This is a genomic window from Mesorhizobium sp. P2_D1, from assembly GCF_056404455.1.
In genome coordinates, this window is the sequence record NZ_JBFUDZ010000077.1 from 1 (window position 1) to 19,626 (window position 19,626).

Sequence of the window (19,626 nt, forward strand, 5' to 3'; positions counted from 1 at the left end):
CGACCACGGTGTCGGTATTGCCGCCGGCAACGACCACAGGCGCATCGTTGGTGCCGGTGATGGTGATGGTGACGGTCTCGGTCGCCGTCGCACCCTTGTCGTCGGTGACCGTGGCGGTGAACGTCTGGGTGTCGCTGGCGCCCTCGGCCAGATGATCGGCCGCGCCCTGATCGAGCGTGAAGGTCCAGTTGCCGGCCGCGTCGATGGCGAATGCGCCATAGGTGCCCGTCGTCGAGCCGCTCCAGGCCGCCGTCGCCAGGTGGTCGACATCCGAAGAGGTCAGCGTGCCCGACGCCGACGGCGTCCCGGCGACAACCGTGCCGTTGTCCAGGTTGCCGGCCTCGACAACCGTGCCGGCATCCTGGCCGACCGCCGTCGTGATCACCGGGCTGTCGTTGGTGCCGGTGATGGTGATGGTGACGGTCTGCGTCGCCGTCGCGCCCTTGTCGTCGGTGACCGTGGCGGTGAACGTCTGGGTGTCGCTCTCGCCCTCGGCCAGATGATCGGCCGCGCCCTGATCGAGCGCGAAGCTCCAGGCGCCCGTCGTCGGGTTGATCGCAAACGCGCCATAGGTGCCCGTCGCGTCGCCGCTCCAGGTCGCCGTCGCCAGGTGGTCGACATCCGAGGAGGTCAGCGTGCCCGACGCCGACGGCGTCCCGGCGACAACCGTGCCGTTGTCCAGATTGCCGGCCTCGACAACCGTGCCGGCATCCTGGCCGACCGCCGTCGTGATCACCGGGCTGTCGTTGGTGCCGGTGATGGTGATGGTGAGCGTGGTCGAGGAGGTAGCCCCATTGGCATCCTTGACCGTGTAGGTAAACTGATCCGTCGCCGTGGCGCCCTGGGCCAGTGCATTGGTATCGGCATCGGCATTGTTGAGCGTATAGGTGTAGCTGCCATTCGACCCGATGATGACCGAGCCGTAGGTCCCAACCACTGCCAAGCCGACATTGCCGGCGCCGCCGTTGACGGCCGAAACCGTCTTGCTGTCGCCACTGTCGACGTCGGTGTCGTTGGTCAGCACATTGCCGATGGCGGAGATGTCGCCGGCGAACGGCGTGTTGCCGGGGTTGACGCCGGCCTCGGTGACCGCATCGCCAACATTGGTGTCGGCGACGGCGATCGGGCCGTCGTTGGTGCCGGTGATGGTGATGGTGAGCGTGGTCGAAGAGGTGGCCCCATTGGCATCCTTGACCGTGTAGGTAAACTGATCCGTCGCCGTGGCGCCCTGGGCCAGCGCATTGGTATCGGCATCGGCATTGTTGAGCGTATAGGTGTAGCTGCCATCCGACCCGATTGTGACCGAGCCATAGGTCCCAACCACTGCCAAGCCGACATTGCCGGCGCCGCCGTTGACGGCCGAAACCGTCTTGCTGTCGCCAACGTCGACGTCGGTGTCGTTGGTCAGGACGTTGCCGATGGTGGAGGCGTCGTCTGCGAACGGCGTGTTGCCGGGGTTGACGCCGGCCTCGGTGACCGCATCGCCAACATTGGTGTCGGCGACGGCGATCGGGCCGTCGTTGGTCCCGGTGACGGTGATGGTCAGCTGCGCAGTATCCGTAAGCCCGTGCGGGTCACGGACGGTGTATGTAAACACCTCAGTGACGGTGACCCCGTTCGCCAGCGCATTGGTGTCCACGTCGCTATTATTGAGGGCGTAGCTATAGGTGCCGTTGGCATTCAAGGTCAGTGAGCCATAGGTGCCCACCAATGCAGATCCGACCGTGCCAACACTTCCTGATCCGGATTCCGTACCTGTCCGGACCGCCGACACGACCAGCGACGCCTGGCCGTCGTCGGAATCCGTGTCGTTGGTCAGCACATTACCTGCCGCCGAGGAGTCACCCCCAAGGAGTGCATTCGCCGGGCCAACGCCGGCCTCGCGCACCTGGTCGGCAGCGTTAGTATCGTTGAAACCGACGGGCGAAGTTGGATCGAGACCGACTGAAACCTGCTCGATCGCGGAGACCTTGAGATTGATCGAAGTGAATGTAAATTCTGCTTGACCTGCCTGGCCGGTATTCGAGTTCGAGTTTGCGGCAATAAAGGCACGAAACTGGGCAATTTCACCGTTAAACGCCGCCATAAACGACGCATTGGCGAGTTGGTCATTGCTTAGATAGATAACGAGCGTATCGATCTCGGCAGTGCCTTTGGCAGCATTGCCGTTGCCGCCGTCGTAGACGTCGTAGCCGGAAAAGGCCGTTTGTCCGGCCGTTATCCCCGTGCCGAAGAATTGGCTGCCAATCTTGTACTGATTTTCCCACGCTCGATAGATAAGCGTGTCCGCCCCAGATCCGCCCAAGACCGTATCGAAGCCACTCCCTCCATCGAGCGTGTCGGCGCCTGACCCGCCATTCAGGCGGTCGCTTCCAGCGCCCCCCAAAAGCACGTCGTCTCCGCTACCGCCGACCAGATTGTCGTTGCCGATCGTGCCAATGGTCGTTGCCATGTCCTAACCCCTATCTCGCTCGTTGTTCTTGTCGGCCAAGAACTGCCGACGTCGACCTGCCGCCTGTGGCGAGGTCGCTCAAAAATTGTGAAGCTGTGCAAGCAAGTTCGCCTTCGCCAACAAACGGGTTAATCCCGGGCGAGAGCGCCAGGGCCAATGAGTTCGCGTTCAAAGCAATGACATTTGTACCGACACCAAAGGCCCACGCTGGCGAGCCCGCCCAATACCTGATGTCGGCTGAAACCTTACAATCGGCGTCCCCGGGTCTCTTTGTGTCGGCCGAGGCTGGGAACCAATCATCGATAGGACAAAGTACGATCCCGGTGAAATCATTGCTCAACGGATCGAGAGAAACAGCGGCCTGCGGCGTGGAAATGAAGATGGTCGTATTTTCGGCAAGACCGCAGGGCCTGTCCCCGGTCGACCAAGTATTTGGAAACGATGTCGCAGTTGCGTTGGCATCTGTGCTCTGACAAGAAGCCATTAAACCCCACCCCCTTTTACTTCACACCAGCACAAAACAGATGCCCCATCATCTATTTGTGTGCCGCATCCGACGGCTATCTAATCTCCATTTAAACGTGTTGAAAGATCGATATGCTGTTTTAACAAACGTCTATTTTCAGCGCATAAGTCCTCAAACGGCCAGTTATCAACATGGCGGTCCACAGATAGATCTTGGCCAAACAATGGTAGCTGCGACGACTATTCTGGCCGCGCTGCGTTCCCCTTTAGCCCTTACGGCGTCGCCATTTCCTGATTGCCCGGTCAGGTCTTGTGTTAGGCGACGCTTATATTAGCGCATTCTTAACGCTAACGAAGAGTAAGCGTCAACATCCAAAAAGAGGTACAGTTAACAGCCAAAAGCATCAGCAGGGGAGCCGGCGCTCGCGCGGGAAAGTGGCAGCACGATCGCAAAGAACAAGTCTGATCGAAACGCGGTGCGATCCCTTCTGCCGCTATCCGACGAGGTTCCTAGTGTGGGCGCGCTCGTCGCTTTACCTCCATGGTCCCGCTCAGAGCAATGGGGTACTTGCCGGTGCACCAGTCGTTAATGTGCAGTTCCCTACACGACGTCCATTGCTCGGGGCGGCGGCGTGACGCCTCACCTAGACACGGAGAATGTGCTACATATTATGATACAATCACCCATCGCGTAGCGGTAGGTCCGCCGTTCGCCTGCTTCTCGGTGCTACCTAGCTCAACTCGTTGCGCGAAGGAGACAGGGTCACTGAGTTCAACTGTTTGGCTTCGGCGGAACGATACGGGAAGACATCTGATTTTAGCCCACGAAAAACCCAGTAAAATCAGTGATCTGAGTATGTCCTCCCGGCCCACCATAACCATTGATTTTTGAGGCGGCAAATCACGGCTCTGACGCAGCTGCGGAATAGAGAAGCAGAGAGAATGCTAAGCCTGGACGTCAAATCGCGCCGAGCAGACTCTGTTGTGGACAAGAAAACCCGGCGGCAACCCGCCGGGTTTCGGTTTCGCCGAAGCGAGACCTGTTAGAAGTCGCGCTGGAAGCGGAGCATACCACCGATGCTGTTCTCCTTGTCGGCAGGCGTAAACGCGGGGTTGACAAAGTCAACATCGCCAAACCGGCCTGCATGGAGATAGTCGACTTCGGCCGTGACCGTGAAGCCGGGAACAACGTTGTAAGCGACGTTCGCTGCAACGCCGAGGTTCTTCCAGTCGTCAGCAGACACCTGAAGGTTGAACGAGGTCTTCTCGTTGAATTTGTAGGTGCCACCACCCCAGACTGCCCAGTTGCCGCCCCACTGCTTGTAGAAGCCGCGACCGTTGGCCGGGAAAGCCAGGGTCCCGTCGCTGAGGTTGTCGTCGGTGCCGTAGCCCGCCATGACCCACAGTTGCAGAGCGTCAGACACGTTCACGTCCAAGCGGGCCTTGAAGGCGACTTCTTCGTAGTTGCTGTCATAAGCGACGACACCGGTGATGGCGCCCCAGCCCTGCGTCCACTTCACACCGCCGACGACATGCGGAACGTAGCTGTCGATCGTGTAGGCGCCATAGCCTTCTTCGAGCGAGACGACGGCGGAGAAGCCGTTGCCAGCATCGAAGTAGTACTGGATGACGTTGGTATCGAAGACGCCGTACGGAACCAGCGTATCCTGGAGGACGTTGCCGGCGTAGCCGACGAACGTATCGAAGGCCGATTCGTCCTTGCCGACGCGCAGACCACCGAGCTGGATCCAGGCGAAGTTCAGCTCGGTGTCCTTATTGTGAGCGTCGTTGCCGAACTCGTCACCGAAGCCGTTCAAATTACCGAATCTGAAGCGGGTCTCGGTGTAGGTCTTCAAGGTACCGAGTTCGGTTTCCTGGCCGGTCCAGGTCTTCAGCGTGAAGCGGGTGTTCTTGAAGTACGTGCTGTTGTCATCTCCATCCTGATGATCCGCAGATTTCGCACCGTCGAACGAGCCGGTGTCACCGATGCCGATGTCGTAGCGGACATAGCCGCCGATGCGCAGGCAGGTTTCGGTGCCGGGGATGTAGAAGTAGCCAACGCCGTAGACATCGCAGATCTTGACGTATTCAGCGGGTTCCGGCTCGGCGACGACGACGGCGTCGGCGGCGCGCGCACCGGAAACAGCGATTAGAGCCGCAGCGGAGCTGAGAAGAAGGCTCTTGACGTTCATTTTAAACTCCAGCTTCAAAGTGGGTGCCGTGAATCTACCGGCCTCCGAAAGAGATGAGTCACACTCTTTTCCAAGTGCGAGATTTACGCTCGCGCTTAGTCACCACAATCGAAATCGGCCGCAACGAAATCAGTCGAGACGACATTGCCCAAACGATGTGACAAAAAAGGTACTATTTCGTTTCAACCCTAGGCCGCAGTAACGATTTAACTATCTGAGCCAGATAGCGATAGCGGCGCGTTTAACGAAGAAGCCCATGAAGTTGGCCAGCAGGTTGTCGTAGCGGGTTGCGACACGGCGGAACTGTTTGAGCTTGTTGAAGAAGCGCTCGATGATGTTGCGCTCTTTGTAGAGAGTGTCGTAGGGACGTTGGACCTTGCGGTTGCGCTTCGGTGGGATGACGATTTCRGCTCCTGTTTCAGCGATCTTTTCGTGCAGGTGGTCGGCGTCATAGCCCTTGTCGGCGATCGTGGCACCAGCCTCGAAGCCATCGACGAGATCATGGGCAAAGGCGWTGTCGTTGCGCTGTCCGGGGCTGGAGATCAGGCGAACCGGTAGCCCGAGCGCATCGCCGGCGCCATGGATCTTGGTGCTTAGCCCGCCTCGAGACCGGAGCGCACGATCTGGAACGTGTTTGAGGAAGAGCGCGGCAAATTGGTCGACTACCGCGGCCCCTTCGATGCATTCCACACGGTCCCCGCCTCGGTGTCGAAGACATGCACGGTGCGCTTCTGTCCCGTCGACGGCCGTCGGCCGCCCGGTGGAGATCCACGCCTATGCCGGCAAGATCGTCATTCGCCAGGACGGCGGGGTCGTCGCCGAACGTGTCCGCTCGTTCGGGCGCGGCGAGACGATCTATGATACCTGGCATTACGTCCCTGTGCTTGCCCGCAAGCCCGGAGCGCTGCGCAACGGCGCGCCGTTGCTCGAGACCGAGCACCGCGGCGGCAAGCAGGGCCGTATCGTCGACTACCTCACCCGCTCGACTTCGTCGTGCTCGATGAACTCGGCTATCTCCCGTTCGCGCAAGCCGGCGGGCAATTGCTCCTCCACCTGATCAGCAGGCTCTACGAACGGACCTCGATCATCGTCACCACCAACCTGGCGTTCGGAGAATGGCCCGCCGTCTTCGGCGACGCCAAGATGACGACAGCGCTCCTCGACCGTCTCACCCATCATTGCGAGATCATCGAGACCGGCAACGAGTCCTGGCGCTTCAAGAACCGCGCCTGATCACCCAATCAGCTGCCAAGCGCAATCCGCGCTCGCCCGGGCTGCGCAACCCTGACCAGGTCCGCCCGGGCGAACGTTGACCGCTCCGCACTACATAAAGGGGGTCAAAATTGGACGCCGATCGGAGGGCAGTTTTGGAAGCCGTTTGACAAACGGGATCTGGCGGAAATGTGTGACCGAACACCAACAGGCGGCGAAAAGTTCGCATTTGAAGGTGGAATTGCGCCGACAGCATTCCTCAAAAATCAGTGCTGCAAGTCATATGCTTGACCCGTCGATCGTAGTTGCTCAAGTGTTTTTCCAGCGCAACTTCCCGACCCGTCTGCGCCCACTGGATCGGCCTTGCCTCTTACAGTTATGGTGCCGGCCAGCCTGTCCGGCGAAATATAGACGGCAACCCCGTCTTGGCTAATTGTGGACAAATAGAAAGCACGATGCAGACCGCTAACCTCGCAATGCACCAAGAAGGGAAAGTCATCAAATGATCCCTCGCTGGAATGCGCGATGGCCGCAAACTGCGATAACGCAATGGCAGCAAAAGCTGCTCTTACGCGAGGATTCCGCCAAGACGCGACATATGCCATTGATTGGAACCCCGCTTGCTCGCCGTTATCCTTGATCGCCCGGTCGTGACGGTGGTGGTGCGGACAACCACGCCATTCCCACATCCGCCCTATGAGCGGCTCTTCGAAAACCAAGTTCCGCACATAACAAGTTTCGCGCATATAGTGTCATTTGGCAAGTTCAGGCCCAGCGAGTGCAATCGGAAAATAGCGCTTCATGGTATGTGTCCTCCCAAAAATCCCGCCTCAGTTGGGGCGCCTTCGGCTGCCTAGTGTCTCGCCCTTACTCTAAAAGTTTGGACCCTTGTTCCACGGGCGCCGTGCCTGGGGTGTCGCCCAGAACGCTTCACCGTATCTGCCTTATATAGTCGTGCGGCGAACAATGCATGGATCGGCTCTGCATCGCGGATTGTGCGGGCATCGTGGATGTCCTTGATGGGCGATGAAGTCAATCACACGTGGCCGCAGCCTCAAGCGCTTCGGCACGGGAAGGTTGGTGCAAATCGGCGATCCGTCGAACAGAAGCGTAGAACCTTGGATAATCGCCGGAGCACAGATCGAACAGGCGAAGAAACGCCGGAACCTGTTCGCCGTAGACAGCGGTCGCGGCGAGCTTTGCGTTGTTGATCGGGGCATCGAACCACGCGTCGTACCCCCGGTATCCGCCCCAGCGCCTGTCGCGCATTTGCCTGTAGCGCGTCCGGAGCTTGTCGATCGTGGCTGCCTTGGCAGCCGCCATCTGCTCCGGGGTACGGGGACTTGCATAGACCTGCCCCAACTCGTCCCGCGTTTTCGACAGCAGTCCAAGAAAATCGGCACGGCGCTTGCGATCGGCTTCGTAGCGGCGCAATCCGGCGCGATCGCCAGCAGCGCGCAGCCATTTCCTTACGCCGGTGGTTTCGACGGCAACCGCGAAAGCCTCATTGAATGCGGAATCGTCATTCACATAGATGCGCTGATGCGCCAGCTCATGAAAGACAAGGCTTGCGAGATACGTGTCATCCTGACGAAGCATGGTGCTTAGCAGCGGGTCACTGGACCAGCCCAGTGTGGAATAGGCGGTGATGCCTGTGACATAGACGTCCAGCCCCTGTCGATGAAGCTCGACAGCGGTGTCAGTCGCGGATTTCCGAGCAAAGTAACCCCGGTACGGAACGCAGCCGAAAACCGGAAAGCACCAGGTTCGTGGCGTCAGGGAGAATTGTGGCGCCGCAAAAACGGCCCAGGTCACAGCGTCCCGACCGATGTCAACATAGCTGCGGTAGCTGCTGTTGTCGGGCAGTGCCAGTTCATCTGTGGCAAACCGACGTATGGCGCTCGCCGACGTCAACTTGGCGCGCAATGCCTCGGGCGTGGAAGGATCATGGATCAGTTTTCCAACATTTTCGCGCGCCGCCATGATCTGCACATGACCCTCCAGGGACTGCGCGTAGTAGGAAATGCTTGTGCAGCCGGTCACCCCGGACGCCATGATCATCGCGGCAAGCAATCGAAAAACGCGCTTCACCAGCTTGCCCACCTTCTCCCCATGGAGCAAATATCCCCATTGCCCCGGTCTCAAACAGGCGCACCAATTTTCGTCAAGGTCTGGAAGGGGTCGCGGGGTCGAAATTTCGACTTTGGCAGGTTTGGCAAATGCGGGCCATTCGCCTACGAGTTGACGGATGTCCCATCGCGAGACGGAGTCCGCAAGATGCGGACTGTCCACTGGGGTGCCAAATTCCCCCAAGCTGCCGGCCCTATCTCAGTCCTTCGATGTTACCAGTAGGTGTGGCTGTTCTGAGCGCGGAGCAGACAGGACGTCACGATGCGGATGCCGCGACCTTGGAAGGCACACCGCGTCCGAACTCGACGTCCCAGCTACGCTCCACGGGTGCGGCTTCGCCACTCAATCCGAGTTTGGGGAAAAGCAGTTCGGCGACGTTGAACGCCTCTTCCAGGTGCGGGTAGCCGGACGCGATGATCGTTTCGATGCCGATGTCCTGATACTCGCGTATGCGCGCTGCAACATTGTCGGGATTGCCGACCAGCGCCGTTCCCGCGCCGCCACGCACCAGCCCAGGTCCAGCCCACAGATTCGGGCCGACAACCAGCCGGTCGCGCCGGCCCTGATGAAGTGCCGACATGCGCTTCTGCCCAACGGATTGCGAGATGTGGACAAATCCGTTCTGGGCTTCGGCGATAAGGTCGTCGGTGACGTGGCTGATCAGCCGGTCGGCGGCAGCCCAGGCCTCATCCTCCGTTTCGCGTACGATCAGATGAATGCGAAGGCCGAAGCGGATCGTGCGGCCTTGTGCAGCCGTTGCTTTCCTCACGCGATCGATCTTCTCGGCAAGCTGGTCCACCGGTTCGCCCCAGCTCAGATAGGCGTCCACATGCTTGGCGGCGATCGCAATGCCGGCATCGGAAGAGCCTCCGAACCAGAGTGGCGGATGGGGTTGCTGAACCGGCGGGAAGGAAATGTCGGTGCCGTGGGCAGAAAGGTACTTGCCCTCGAAATCCGCTGGCTCACCCGAAAGTATCCGCCGCCAAATGGTCAGGAACTCGTCGGTTTGCGCATAGCGCTCGTCATGGCTGAGCTTGTTGCCGTCGCCGGCGAGGTCGGCTGGATCCGCACCGGTGACCACATTGAGCAGGACGCGGCCGCCGGAGATGCGGTCCAGGGTCGCGGCATGACGCGCAAACAGGGCCGGTGTTCCGCTGCCCGGCCGAAGCGCCACGAGGAACTTCAGCCGTTCGGTGAGCGGGATCAGCCCGGCCGCCACGATCCAGGCGTCCTCACACCGCGTCCCGGTGGGCAGCAGCACGCCCTTGAAGCCAAGCCGGTCGGCGGCCTGGGTGATCTCCTTGAGATAGCCGAAGGTTGCCGGGCGGTGGCGCTCGTCGGTGCCGAGATACGGTCCATCGCCATGCGTCGGCAGGTACCAGTAGAGGTCGAGCGGCTTGCTGGGCATCGGATTGTTCCTTCAGCGATTTGGAATATGTGGGCAGGCAAGCGTCAGAGCTTGCCCTTCCAGGGGATGAGACGGTGCTCCAGCCAGCGCATGCCGCTGGTGAAGGCAAAGGCAAGGATGGCGATGACGATGAGGCCGACGAAGACGACGTCGGTGGCGAGGAAATTGGCGGCCGACATGATCATGTAGCCAAGGCCTGACTGGGCCGCGATAAGCTCGGCCGCGACCAACGTCGACAATCCGGCACCGATGGCAATCTTCAGACCGGTCATGATTTCCGGCAATGCGGACGGCAGGATGATGCTGGTGAACAGTTGCAGCCGGCTGGCGCCGAGCGACAGCGCGGCGTTGATGCGTTCAGCCGGCACTGACCGGACACCGGCCTGTGCGGCAAAGCAGATTGGGGCAAAGGTTGACAGCGACAGGAGCACGATCTTGGAAGTCTCGCCGATGCCCAGCCAGATGATCAGCAGCGGCAGGTAGGCCAGCGGCGGCAAGCCCCAGTAGAGATCGATCGGCACGCTGAAGATGCCCTTGACCCAACGATTGAGGCCCATCAACAGGCCGAGCGGAATGCCCAGGAAAATGCCGACGCCGAGCGCCGCCGCGATACGGCCCAGGCTTGCCAGTGTGTGGTCGAGAAGCGTGCCGTTGGCATAACCCTCGGCCCAGACGGCGCTGAACTGGGTCAGCACCTCGGCCGGCGACGGCAGGAACAGCGGCGACGCCCAGCCAAAGCGCGCGGCGATGAACCACAACGCGATCAGCGCAGCCAGCGTGACCAGGCTGATGCCGAGCGTGCCTGTCGACGCGGATCGGCGTGGCCGCAGGGACGGCCTGCGCTGGGTCGTCGAAGGTGGGAACGAAGTCGGGGAATTGGCGGCAAGCGTCATTGCAAGGTTCCTGTGCGGGCGCCTTCCGGCTGGTGGATCAGCGAGCGGATTTCCTGACGCAGTTCAATGAAACGCGGGTGGGACTGGATCGGCCCGATGTCGCCGCTCCTGGCAAACTCGCGGACGAAATCGGCCTCGAACCGGGCAACGATACGACCAGGCCGAGGCGACATCACAACGATGGTCGTGCCGAGCGTGAGGGCTTCCTCGATGGAATGGGTGATGAACAGGATCTGCTTGCCGGTCTTGGCCCAGACCGAGGCCAGAAGCTGCTGCATTGTCTCGCGCGTCAGGCTGTCGAGGGCGCCGAACGGCTCGTCCATCAGCAGGATCTTCGGATCGGTGGCCAGGGCTCGCGCGATGCCGACGCGCTGGCGCATGCCGCCGGACAGTTCATAGGGCGGCTTTTCGGCGAAATCGGCGAGCCCGACCAGTTCCAGCAGACGCCTCGATCGCTCATGGCGTTCGCCGCGCCGCACGCCCCGGTATTTCAGGCCGAGAGCAACGTTGTCCAGCACATTGGCCCAGGGCAACAAGGTATCCTTCTGGAAGACGACACCACGATCGCCGCCGGGCGCGATAATCTCCTTTCCATCCAGAGTGATCGTGCCCTCGGTGAGCGGCAGGAAGCCGGCGATCGCGTTGAGCAATGTCGACTTGCCGCATCCGGAAGCACCGACGGCGACGACAATGGAATCAGGTGCAATGTCGAGCGAGACGTGATCGAGCGCGTGAACGTCCTGGCCGTCGGAAGCCGGAAAGGTGACGCTGGCGTCGCGAATTCGAAGCATGGTGGCCTCCAGGCAGTCTGGCTGGCGAGATTGCCGCCAGCCAGAGCCGAATGTCGTTCAAGGATTTTTTAGTTGGAAGCCTTGGCGGCCTCCGCATATTGCGGATCGGCGGCTGAGGCGTAGCTGTCCTTGATGGCGGTGATCTTCTTCTGGTCCTTCAGGAAGCCCGCAGTGTCCTTGAGGATTTTCGCGACAGCGCTCTTGTCGCCACCGCCCAGCCATTTGTCGGAAGCCTGTTCGTCGAGCGGCGGAACCACCGTCGTCTTCAACTGCTCCGAATTCTCGGCCGCCGTACCGCCCTGCAATTTGGCGATCGCCTTGGCGCTTTCGGAGTCCGGTCCCCAGGAAGCCGGGTTGGTCAGGTAAGAGGTGGTATAGCCGTCGATCAGCCGGACATACTGGCCGAGGAAGTCGGGATTGGCCTTGGCGAAATCGCCGGTCACGACAAGTGCGCTGAAGGTCGGAGCGCCACGATCGGCGACCTGGCCAGCTGTGAGCAGGACCTTGCCGTTCTTCTTGAGTTCGGAGAGTGCCGGATCCCAGACGAAGGCGCCATCGATGTCACCGCGCTTCCAGGCCGCGACGATTTCGGGCTGAGGAATGGCGATGACCTGGGTTTCCTTCTCCGTGATGCCTTCCTGCTTAAGTACGGCGAGAAGCTGGTAATGGTCAGTCGAGACGGGTGCTGCGGCGAGCTTCTTGCCCCGCAAGTCGGCCGGCGACTTGATCTCGGGCCGCACCACCAGGGCTTCGCCGTCACGAGAGACCGAGGAGATGTAGAACGCCTTCACGTCGATGCCCCTGCTGACGGCGGCGGCGAACGGGCTCGATCCGACATCGCCGATCTGGACGTCGCCGGATGCAATGGCGGCGAAGATGTCGGCGCCTGAATTGAAGCGGCGGAATTCGATGTCCCAGCCGGTCTTCTTGGCAAGATCGCCATTGGCAATGCCTAGATTGTACGGATTGGCACCCGTCTGGTAGGCGATGACGACTTTCTTGTCGGCGGCAAGCGCTGCGGCGGAGCTGGCCGCCAGCGCAAGCCCGACAAGGGCAGCGGAAATCAGTTTTCGCATGGTATCTTAATCCTTTGAAACAGAGGGCACAGCTTCGATTGCCAGCCCTGAACGAGGGGCTGAGGATTAAAGTCCACTAATATTATAGACTTAGATAGGAATGAAATTCCGAAAGGCTGGCCCCTCGATAAAAAAATTACGGCTTCGATGCGAACGGCCCCAACGGATCATTCTCACGCAAACCCGAGGGGCCGGTCCGACGCATTATTTGTGGGGATCAGTCCGTTATCGGGGGTCGAATTTCTCTCGACTGCCGCGGCCCTAGCTTGAACTAACTCTTGCTGTTCACCGGCTTGCGATTATGGTTGGCCAGTTTCTGAGGCGGCAGGGGAAACAGCATTTTGCCTCGTCGATCAGCTCGATCGCACCTGCTTGGTCTGATCGCGGCCGCGGTGATACCGGTCTGGCTCTTCGCGGCCTATCTGCTGGTCCAATATGCTGTGCATGAGCGGTCCCGCTTCGAACAGGACGCCCGCCAAACCGCCCGGCAGGTTTCGCTCGTTGTCGAGGGCGAACTAGCCAATCTTCAAACGACTCTCAACGGTCTGTCGAAATCGCCTGCTCTGGCCAACGGCGATCTGGAAACCTTTCGCGGCGAGGCGCTCAGCCTGGTCGAAGGGACGGACCGGATCATCGTCCTGCGCGATTTAGGTCGCAATCAGTTGTTGAATACAGGGATCGGGCACGGTGAAGTTCTGCCGCCGGTCGAACCGATGCCGGCAGGGGATCTGGAGAAACTCAGAGCGTCCGGCATTTTCGTCAGCGACGTCTTTGCCAGCAAGGATTCCAAAAACTACCGCATAGCCGTTGCCATACGGGTGCCGGCGCCGACGGGCGAAGATCTGGTCCTTTCGATTTCCATCCCGACCGGACGCATCCGGGATGTGATGATGCCTGCTGCTCTTGAGGGGTGGACGGTTGGTGTTGGAGATCGCCACGGAAGTTACGTGGCACGTTCCAGGTCGCATCAGGAGATGAGCGGCAAGCCTGGATTGCCGGAATATCTGGAAAAAATCGTTGGCCGCTCCGGCAGCTTCACATCCCGCAACTTCGAGGGCACCACGCTGCTGGCGGGCTACTACCGATCCTCCTTTTCCGATTGGTTCTATACCGCCAACGTACCGCTTTCCGAGGTGCAGGCGCCGCTATGGCGCTCGCTCGCGGCAATTTGCGGGATCGGCCTGCTGGCGCTTCTTGTGTCGATCGCTCTCGGCTACGTCGTGGGAAAGCGCTTCACTGGAGCGACCACCGACCTAGCTGCCCGCGCTGAGGCGCTTGGTCAGGGCCGCGCAGTTGAGCCCTTGTCCACCACAGTTGCGGAGTTCGGCGCCATTGCGCAGGCGCTGGTAGACGCCGAGCGCGCCATCGCCGAGCGCCGATATGAATTGGAGACAGTACTGGAGACGGTGCCGGCAGCCGTCTGGTTCACCTATGACCCCCAAGCCCTCCAGGTCATTCGCAATCGCTTCGCGGCGGAACTCATGGGTTTGCCGACCGACGCCCGCAAATCGTTTGGCGCGCCCGACCTCGTGATCAACACCGTGGCGGTCAAGGACGGGCATACGGTGAGCCGAGAGGACCGGCCTCTGAGCCGGGCCATGCGTGGCGAGCTGACAGACAACGAAGAATTCGCCTATACGCTTCCGTCTGGCGTGGAGCGCTTTCTGCTCTCGAGCGCGCGTCCGATTCGCAGCCCGGGCGGCAGCATAATTGGTGCCGTGCAGATCAGCCTTGACATAACCGACCGCAGACGCGGCGAAGAGCATCGCAAATTGCTGGTCAACGAACTCAACCACCGCGTCAAGAACACGCTTTCGGTGGTCCAGGCAATCGCAAGCCAGACGATCCGCAACGCAACCACTTTGCCCGAGGCAGGACGGGTCCTGTCCGACCGACTCATCTCGCTGGCGAAGGCGCACGATATCCTGACGCAGAAGAACTGGAGCGGCGCCGATCTCCATGATCTGGTCACAGCCTCGATCAAGCCACACGCTCCGATCGAACGATTTCAAATCAGCGGAGGCAAGGTTTGGCTTCCGCCCAACGTCGCCCTTTCATGTGCTCTAGCACTTCATGAACTTACGACAAATGCGATCAAATATGGGGCGCTGTCGAATTCAAACGGCAGGGTTTCGCTATCCTGGAAGCTTGTTGGTCAAAAACAGCAACGCCAACTTGAACTCGAATGGCGAGAGACTGGTGGCCCGACCGTCGGCCCCGTCGAGCGCAAGGGGTTTGGCACCCAGCTCCTGGAGCGCATATTCGACTCCGATTCCGCGGGACGCGTGGTGCTGACTTTCGAAAGATCGGGACTGGTCTGCCTTTTCCAGGTGAACCTGTCTGAGCCGAATGAGGCTGAAGCACATTTTCCAGGCAGCGAAACTTAGACCTCGCTGTTCAGTCCAAACTATTTTCGGGTGCGCCAATGGCGCATGGCGGACCCTTGGAAGTCATTCGCTTGAGTTGATTGCCGGCGTGTCGCTTCTGGCACCGTGTGATTTCAGGCTGCGTCGCAAGAACGGCGACAGATGGGATCGTCAGACCATCAATCCGCAGTCTTGCCCAATGTGTCGGCGACGACCGCACCGCGCTTGCCCATGGGCAGGGCAGGGCCCGTGGTCGAGTCAACGGCCGTCTGATGTTCCATCTCCGCGTTGATGGCGGCGCCGGCAATAAGGATGATGACTGAAATCCAAGTCCACATCATCAAGCCGACCACCGCGCCAAGCGATCCGTACGTGGCGTTGTAGTTGGCGAAATGCTGCAGATAGAACGAGAAGAGCCACGATGCCCCGATCCAGACAGTGGTCGCGATCAAGGCTCCCCAACTCAGCCATCGCCACTTGGCATACTCTCGACTCGGCCCGAAGCGATAGAGCAGGGAAATGCCGGTCAGCGTGGTGCAAACCAGGATCGGCCATCGGGACGCCGCAACGAGCGTTTCGGTCCAGGCATCAAGGTAGAAATAGCGCAACAATGCCGGAAAGACGCCCACGGTTAGCAACAGCACGATGCCAATCAGCAAGGCTCCGACCGTAAACAGGATCGACATCAGGTTGAGGGTGATGAAGCTGCGTTTCTCGCGCTCTTCATAAGCTATGTTCATGGCGTCGAAGAGCGCCTTCATGCCGCTGTTGGCGCTCCATAGCGCGATGCCAAGGCCGATGAAGAAGCCGGTTCCGAGAGCACCCGGTTTCTGCTTGGCCAGGGCCTGCAATTGGTCGCGAATAAGATCGAGCCCGCCCGATGGCAGCAAACCGCCCAGATAGGCGACATGATCCGCGACCGTGACAGGATCCGCGACGAAACCATAGATCGAAATGAAGGCCGCCAGCGCCGGAAACAGGGCGAGCAATAGATAGAAGGTCGCGCCTGCCGCGACCAGCAGGACCCGGTCCTTGTTGAATTCTTCCCACAGCCGCCAGAAGATATCCTTCCAGCCCAGTGCCGGGATCTGTGATGGCCAGGCAGCATCGCGTCCGCGGCCTCTAGGCTCCGACCGCAGGGTGGCTTTGCTGCCCTCTGTGGTTGATGCAGCTCGACTGGCCGCTTCCCCATCGATGAGTGAGGGTTTCGTTCCGGTCGGCTGCTGTTTCCCTTCCGCCTTCGAAGCCACTGTGCGCGCCTCAATCAATCCCGCGTTCAACAGATGTCGTTGGGCGCCGCCAGCGCGGCAAAGTACCTCTCGCCTGATCCGGCTTTGCTTAGCCGTCCAGCACCGCCTTTCAGATCGGCGCAGCTACGTCTCTTTCTGCGCGCTCTATTAGGCGACAAGCTATCCCCTAAGGACGGCCCGTCGCTGCCGTGAATGGAGCGACGGGCGTTATGATCAGTCGCGCTTCCGCGGGTCGGAGAATTCGAACCTACCACCCCTGCCGGCCATACCAGTCATCGATATCGCGACGGGCTCGATCCTTCTCGATGCCGTAACGCTCCTGGATCTTGCCTTCGAGCTGATCGCGTTTACCGGCGATTCGATCAAGATCATCGTCAGTGAGTTTGCCCCATTGTTCCTTGATCTTACCCTTGACCTGCTTCCAGTTTCCTTCGACGCGGTTCCAGTCCATGACACAGGGTCTCCTTCGTTTCACACAAGGCCAAACGTCGTCCGAAGAGGGAGGTTCCACGATGCCCTCGCTGTTCGGACTTTCTCAAAACGCTGTGTAGATGGCCGGAGCCTGTTGGGCTGGGCAGGCGGCAGGAACCATCTATCTCGCGGGCCGTTGGGTCACAGGAAGGACATCCGACAGATGGTTGACGAGCAAGGAAGGCCACCGGCTGCGACGGACGRCATGGCTCGTCGTCTGGCTAGCGAGACCGGCATCACCGAAGCACAGGCCCGTGAGCTGATCGAATTCCTCGGGCTCAATTGGGCATCGCTCTTGCGGGAAGCGCGGATGCTGAAAAACAGGAAGCCTTAGACCGCAACTTTCTGACTGGATCATGTGGAGCCTGCCGGCAGCCAAGACAAACGGCCGAGCTTTGAGCCGTGTGATCCCGCTGCGATCTCTGTAGCGGCACTGACCGGCTTCACTGGCATGCCCGATCACCGCGCCCGCGATGGCTCCAGCGGCACCGCCAACGATCGCGCCTTTCACGGGATCACCGGCTACGGCGGCACCAATTGCCGCTCCGCCCAGACCACCGACTGCAGCGCCCTGCTCGGTGCGCGAGCATGCTGCGAGCGGAATGATAAGGCTCAATATGAGCAATGTCTTTTTCATGAGTTGTCCTCCAGCGGCCCGACATTGAGCCCGGTGATAAATGCGCGATTTGTTTTTTCGATCCATCGATTTGCTAAATTAGCTTTTGATTGCGCGAGCCATCTTCAGCGAGGGCAGAAACGGAAGACCACGTACTGCTCAAGCACGGGCTGCTCGGCGCATCTGTCCGGCGAGGAAAACCTTCGCATCTAGAAAAGGCGGCATGGGCATTGGAACATTAGACAGTTCCAAGTGTTCACTCGATGCGAGGGTTGCCACCAAATCCTCAAAGGCTGGGCAAGAGAGCTTGGTCTGCCAAATCATTTTGAGGAGATCGAACCGTGCACAGCATTATCTATCTCGTCGGGCTCGTCGTCGTCGTCCTTGCCGTTCTGAGCTTTTTTGGCCTCAGGAGGTAGCACAAAGCCGACATGACCCAGACTGTTGAACCGCCAATATTGCCAGAGGGTAGCCCGGATCGGGAGATCAATTGTGAAGTCGCACTGGAGACCGCATTTGCTGCTTTGGTAACTGCCTCACAGGCGCAGGGATGGACACCCCACGAAACGGCCGTGACCCTGTTGAAGATTGCCACACAACATGGCCAGCAGGTTCAGGCTCTCGTTGCTGCAATCAAGAGCGAGCCGAAATGAGTCAATGGGTTGGCAACGCGGTAGTGGATCAGTTTGAACTCTGAAGCGCTGGTTATTTCTAGCGGCTTCGACCGCCGTCAAAAGGTCGCCAATTTATGGATGTCTGCATCGCCCGAACACGGGACGACAATATCAAAACCGGCAAGAGCGGCTTGCTGCTCATCTCAGACAACTATGATGCCTTCGCCGCGCGTGTGTTGGCGGCAAGAAGCGCGGTTCGCACTCTCGATCTCATGTACTACCTCTGGCATGACGACCACACCGGCCGCTTGCTTCTGCAGGAAGTTTTCCGGGCCGCTCAGCGGGGCGTGCGCGTGCGAATGCTGCTTGATGACGTCAACCCGCGCAAAAGTGATTCTGCATATCTGGCGTTGAGCAGCCATCCAAACATCGAGCTGAAGCTGTTCAATCCGAGCGGCGTCAGAGCACGCGGCATTGTACGCAGCATGGAAGTTCTCCTGCGGCTTTTTGCATTGACGCGCAGGATGCACAACAAGGCGTGGATAGCCGACGACGACATCGCCATTGTCGGGGGGCGCAATGTCGGCGATGCCTACTTTGATGCAGCAGAAACAAATTTCCGCGACCTCGACGTTCTCCTCCTCGGCCCCGCCGTGCAGCAAACCGCCGAAATTTTCAAGGCTTTCTGGACGTGCCAGGACGCAAAACCAATTGGCGCGCTCGGTCCAGCCGCTGCGACCACGCAGGCCGAATTGTTTGGAGGAAGCGATGCTGAAACCGAGTCAAAACTTTTGAACGGGATCGGCGACCATGGGACCGTCGCTGAGTTCATTGCGGCCGGCAACGATGTGCACTGGGTGGAACGTGTTCGAGTGATTTCCGACCCTCCAGAGAAAGTGCGCGGCTGGAGACGTCGCAGTTGGCTGTTGAAGGAATTGCTTCCGATCATTCAGTCAGCGCGCAATTGCCTGGAAATTGTGTCTCCCTATTTCATTCCTGGCAAAAGGGGTTCCGCAATCTTGTCGGACCTCGTCAGCAACGGCGTTGAAGTTGCGGTTCTGACCAATTCATTGGCAGCCACTGATGTCGCAGCGGTCCACGGCGCCTATGCAAATTATCGCAAGCGATTGCTCAGGAACGGCGTCAAGATTTTTGAGCTTCAGCCCTTCAGCCGGCGGCAGGCGATCTCGGTATTTGGGTCCAAGGGCGCCAGCCTGCACACGAAGGCTTTCAGCGTCGATGACAGGACCGGTTTCGTCGGCTCCTTCAATTTTGATCCGCGATCGGTGTCGTTGAACTCGGAAATGGGAGTGCTTTTTGAGGATGAGGAATTGGTCGCTGAACTGCGGCGCAGGTTCCAGGCAGAGATATCACCGGAAGCGAGTTATCGGCTCGAACTGAAAAACAACGCGCTCCACTGGCATGGATGCGACGAAGGCAGGCCGCGAAATTATACTCACGAGCCAGAAGCGGGGATTTTCCGCCGCATCCTGGCGATCCTGGTCCGCCATCTCCCAATCGAGTCCCAACTTTAGGCAGCAAAGCGACCATCGAGTCTCACCCTGCTACCGGTCACTCGCCCACGGTGCTCGAGGCATGTGCAGCGTAGGGTGAGCCCAAGCGCGTAGATCCCTGCGTTAACGCGTCTTCGTGCCGAGGGCAGCAGCCGGGTTGCCTACACGGAGTACAC

Annotated in this window: 12 protein-coding genes and 4 pseudogenes; 5 read left to right on the forward strand and 11 right to left on the reverse strand. The window is 59.8% G+C overall.

The window, feature by feature from the left end:
• The 3 genes and pseudogenes from AC1D0I_RS30060 to AC1D0I_RS30070 all read right to left on the reverse strand — a co-directional run.
• Positions 1-2,452 (reverse strand): beta strand repeat-containing protein (locus AC1D0I_RS30060; RefSeq protein ID WP_477399662.1); only part of this gene is annotated, 2,452 nt, incomplete at its 3' end.
• A 1,508-nt stretch (positions 2,453-3,960) separates the two neighbouring features.
• Positions 3,961-5,109 carry a porin gene (locus AC1D0I_RS30065; RefSeq protein WP_477399664.1) on the reverse strand — a complete coding sequence of 383 codons (1,149 nt, stop codon included), beginning with the start codon at positions 5,107-5,109 and terminating at the stop codon, positions 3,961-3,963.
• 210 nt (positions 5,110-5,319) lie between these two features.
• Positions 5,320-5,721: pseudogene (locus AC1D0I_RS30070) on the reverse strand (IS5 family transposase); the annotation flags it as partial.
• On the opposite strand from AC1D0I_RS30070, the pseudogene AC1D0I_RS30075 reads away from it, so the two are divergent.
• Both AC1D0I_RS30075 and AC1D0I_RS30080 read left to right on the forward strand, forming a co-directional pair.
• Positions 5,722-6,031: pseudogene (locus AC1D0I_RS30075) on the forward strand (Mu transposase domain-containing protein); the annotation flags it as partial.
• 3 nt (positions 6,032-6,034) lie between these two features.
• Positions 6,035-6,342, forward strand: a pseudogene (locus AC1D0I_RS30080) (ATP-binding protein); the annotation flags it as partial.
• Positions 6,343-7,353: 1,011 nt separating this feature from the next.
• On the opposite strand, the gene AC1D0I_RS30085 reads toward AC1D0I_RS30080, so the two are convergent.
• From AC1D0I_RS30085 to tauA, 5 genes are all read right to left on the reverse strand, one after another.
• Complete coding sequence (locus AC1D0I_RS30085; protein ID WP_477399709.1) at positions 7,354-8,376, reverse strand: aminopeptidase; 1,023 nt, start codon at positions 8,374-8,376, stop codon at positions 7,354-7,356.
• A 331-nt stretch (positions 8,377-8,707) separates the two neighbouring features.
• On the reverse strand, positions 8,708-9,859 hold the full coding sequence (gene ssuD / locus AC1D0I_RS30090) for an FMNH2-dependent alkanesulfonate monooxygenase (RefSeq protein ID WP_477399666.1): 1,152 nt from the start codon (positions 9,857-9,859) through the stop codon (positions 8,708-8,710).
• 44 nt (positions 9,860-9,903) lie between these two features.
• Positions 9,904-10,752: an ABC transporter permease subunit gene (locus AC1D0I_RS30095; RefSeq protein WP_477399668.1), complete on the reverse strand. Its 849-nt coding sequence runs from the start codon at positions 10,750-10,752 to the stop codon at positions 9,904-9,906.
• A complete protein-coding gene (locus AC1D0I_RS30100; protein ID WP_477399670.1) occupies positions 10,749-11,543 on the reverse strand; it encodes a taurine ABC transporter ATP-binding protein in 795 nt (264 codons plus the stop codon). The genes AC1D0I_RS30095 and AC1D0I_RS30100 overlap by 4 nt, the downstream gene beginning before the upstream one ends.
• 68 nt (positions 11,544-11,611) lie before the next feature.
• Positions 11,612-12,619 carry a taurine ABC transporter substrate-binding protein gene (gene tauA, locus AC1D0I_RS30105; RefSeq protein WP_457153789.1) on the reverse strand — a complete coding sequence of 336 codons (1,008 nt, stop codon included), beginning with the start codon at positions 12,617-12,619 and terminating at the stop codon, positions 11,612-11,614.
• 341 nt (positions 12,620-12,960) lie between these two features.
• Here tauA and AC1D0I_RS30110 point away from each other — a divergent pair, with 341 nt between their 5' ends.
• Complete coding sequence (locus tag AC1D0I_RS30110) at positions 12,961-15,006, forward strand: sensor histidine kinase (protein WP_477399672.1); 2,046 nt, start codon at positions 12,961-12,963, stop codon at positions 15,004-15,006.
• A gap of 158 nt (positions 15,007-15,164) precedes the next feature.
• Here the strand turns inward: AC1D0I_RS30110 and AC1D0I_RS30115 are convergent, their stop codons facing one another.
• The 3 genes and pseudogenes from AC1D0I_RS30115 to AC1D0I_RS30125 all read right to left on the reverse strand — a co-directional run.
• A complete protein-coding gene (locus AC1D0I_RS30115) occupies positions 15,165-16,235 on the reverse strand; it encodes a YihY/virulence factor BrkB family protein (RefSeq protein ID WP_477399710.1) in 1,071 nt (356 codons plus the stop codon).
• Between the two features lie 247 nt (positions 16,236-16,482).
• On the reverse strand, positions 16,483-16,686 hold the full coding sequence (locus tag AC1D0I_RS30120) for a CsbD family protein (protein ID WP_095091057.1): 204 nt from the start codon (positions 16,684-16,686) through the stop codon (positions 16,483-16,485).
• 429 nt (positions 16,687-17,115) lie between these two features.
• Positions 17,116-17,343 (reverse strand): annotated as a pseudogene (locus AC1D0I_RS30125) (YMGG-like glycine zipper-containing protein); the annotation flags it as partial.
• A gap of 410 nt (positions 17,344-17,753) precedes the next feature.
• Here AC1D0I_RS30125 and AC1D0I_RS30130 point away from each other — a divergent pair.
• Both AC1D0I_RS30130 and AC1D0I_RS30135 read left to right on the forward strand, forming a co-directional pair.
• Positions 17,754-17,975 (forward strand): hypothetical protein, encoded by a 222-nt coding sequence (locus tag AC1D0I_RS30130; protein ID WP_095091060.1) that lies wholly within the window; start codon positions 17,754-17,756, stop codon positions 17,973-17,975.
• 95 nt (positions 17,976-18,070) lie between these two features.
• A complete protein-coding gene (locus tag AC1D0I_RS30135; RefSeq protein WP_477399674.1) occupies positions 18,071-19,471 on the forward strand; it encodes a phospholipase D-like domain-containing protein in 1,401 nt (466 codons plus the stop codon).
• Positions 19,472-19,626: the final 155 nt, after the last annotated feature.

Bases quoted from the DNA above. Each gene is read 5' to 3' on its own strand.
- AC1D0I_RS30065 (WP_477399664.1), bottom strand. From the start codon at position 5,109: ATGAACGTCAAGAGCCTTCTTCTCAGCTCCGCTGCGGCTCTAATCGCT.
- AC1D0I_RS30085 (WP_477399709.1), bottom strand. From the start codon at position 8,376: ATGGCGTCCGGGGTGACCGGCTGCACAAGCATTTCCTACTACGCGCAG.
- ssuD (WP_477399666.1), bottom strand. From the start codon at position 9,859: ATGCCCAGCAAGCCGCTCGACCTCTACTGGTACCTGCCGACGCATGGC.
- AC1D0I_RS30095 (WP_477399668.1), bottom strand. From the start codon at position 10,752: ATGACGCTTGCCGCCAATTCCCCGACTTCGTTCCCACCTTCGACGACC.
- AC1D0I_RS30100 (WP_477399670.1), bottom strand. From the start codon at position 11,543: ATGCTTCGAATTCGCGACGCCAGCGTCACCTTTCCGGCTTCCGACGGC.
- tauA (WP_457153789.1), bottom strand. From the start codon at position 12,619: ATGCGAAAACTGATTTCCGCTGCCCTTGTCGGGCTTGCGCTGGCGGCC.
- AC1D0I_RS30120 (WP_095091057.1), bottom strand. From the start codon at position 16,686: ATGGACTGGAACCGCGTCGAAGGAAACTGGAAGCAGGTCAAGGGTAAG.
- AC1D0I_RS30130 (WP_095091060.1), top strand. From the start codon at position 17,754: ATGACCCAGACTGTTGAACCGCCAATATTGCCAGAGGGTAGCCCGGAT.
- AC1D0I_RS30135 (WP_477399674.1), top strand. From the start codon at position 18,071: ATGGATGTCTGCATCGCCCGAACACGGGACGACAATATCAAAACCGGC.